A 1605-nucleotide genomic window follows, 5' to 3' on the forward strand; every position below is an offset into this window, starting at 1 on the left:
AATATCACTAAATGATTTTAGTCCACATAGATCACGTAGTATCTTCCTACCAAGGGTTGTAGCAGCGTCGCTGTACGGAATTTTTGCACTACTACATTTATATACCTTACACTTTTTTGATTTTTTATTAGCTTGAAATACTGTTAATGGTAAAGTTGCATTTATACTTTCCACAATTTCTTTTGGAATTATATTTCTATAAATTTTATCCACAGTATCAAAAAGTCTATTACTAAATTTCTCTGATAGTATCTTAGCCAAATTATCTGCACCATTAACAGACCAACTCATTTTTCTACCTTTCATTCTTTGAGCTAGTACATCACAAATATTATGTTCCATTGTTCCTAATGCTTTATATTCAATGCCTTCCGGTGGCGGAGGCATTTTTATATTATCCCTTAGCTTATAAGGTATTAAACCATCTCTATTACTAACAAGATAATCATACAATGTTACAAGCTTATTAAAAGCTTTCTCATTACCGTTATTTAGTATTAGTAGCTTAGTAATTGCTTCTAATCCCTCATCTACTTTTCCATCTCTAAAAAATCCAAGTAATTCTTTTTGGTCTTTCTTATCACTTACATTTCTTAATATTGCTTGGCTTATATGAAATGGATCTAATTGAAAGTGAATGTCTTGATCTTGGCATGTAGCTTTTATCCACTTTGCACCATCTCCATTTAATATTCTAGTTTGTATTTCATCAACATTATATTTTTCTGCTATTGTAGCTTCTGTTAACTTTTTAAAGTGTTTAACTGTATCAAAACTTGCACAAACTGTTTTATCAACAACGATATGTTCTTTTTTACGCCCTGGACGTAAAGTCCAGCCCGTATAAGATACAGCTAACTTGAGTTCTTTCTTTTTACTCTTTCCCTTTGGTTTATCTTTCCCTTGTATTGAAAGCCATACACCATCTTGTTCCTGAAATAGTACTGGCGTTTCCGTTTCACCTTTTAACAAACCATTATAATTTAATTCTATCTTTCTATTTTCTATCTCTTTAATCTTCTCTCCAACACTTTGAACAACATTCCAAACACCTTGTGCACTAATTTCCTGATTACACATTAACTTAATATTCTCAGCTGTTTTTCTAAAAGAAAGTTCCGAAACGTTAGTCAAAATTGTTTCTACAAGATTAATGGATACATTACCTATAGTGTCCATTCCTAGATATTCGTCCAAGAGATACTTAGTAGCCTTTTTACCATCTTCAAGCTTAAATTCATAGACACGTCTTGAATATTCTACATCTCCCATAATAGTTCGCAAACAAGTTTGCTTGCGTCCTTTATTCCTATAGATCTTAGTATCTCTTTCATTCATTAGTTTTTCATCTAAAACTTCAAGTATTTCTTTTAGAGCTTTACAAGCTTCACTACAAGCATATTTATAAATTTTTTTCTCTAAATCCTTGAAAGTCATTCCATTATCATTTAAACTTAATTCATACATAAATCTAACTCCATTCTATTTAGTCTAGTCAACTTAATTATAATGGATATTTATGTATATTGGGAGATGCTTTTGCATCTCCTTTTATTTTTATCTAGTTTTTATTACTATCTCTGCCTACTAAAATTATACTCTAAC

Annotated in this window: 1 protein-coding gene; it reads right to left on the reverse strand. The window is 30.6% G+C overall.

What is annotated here, in order from left to right; genetic code table 11:
* A partial coding sequence (locus tag KIB46_RS16245) for an ISLre2 family transposase (protein ID WP_291673262.1) occupies nt 1–1467 on the reverse strand: 1467 nt, incomplete at its 3' end.
* Nucleotides 1468–1605: the final 138 nt, after the last annotated feature.

This window comes from Clostridium sp. (assembly GCF_018372875.1).
Lineage (GTDB): Bacteria > Bacillota > Clostridia > Clostridiales > Clostridiaceae > Clostridium.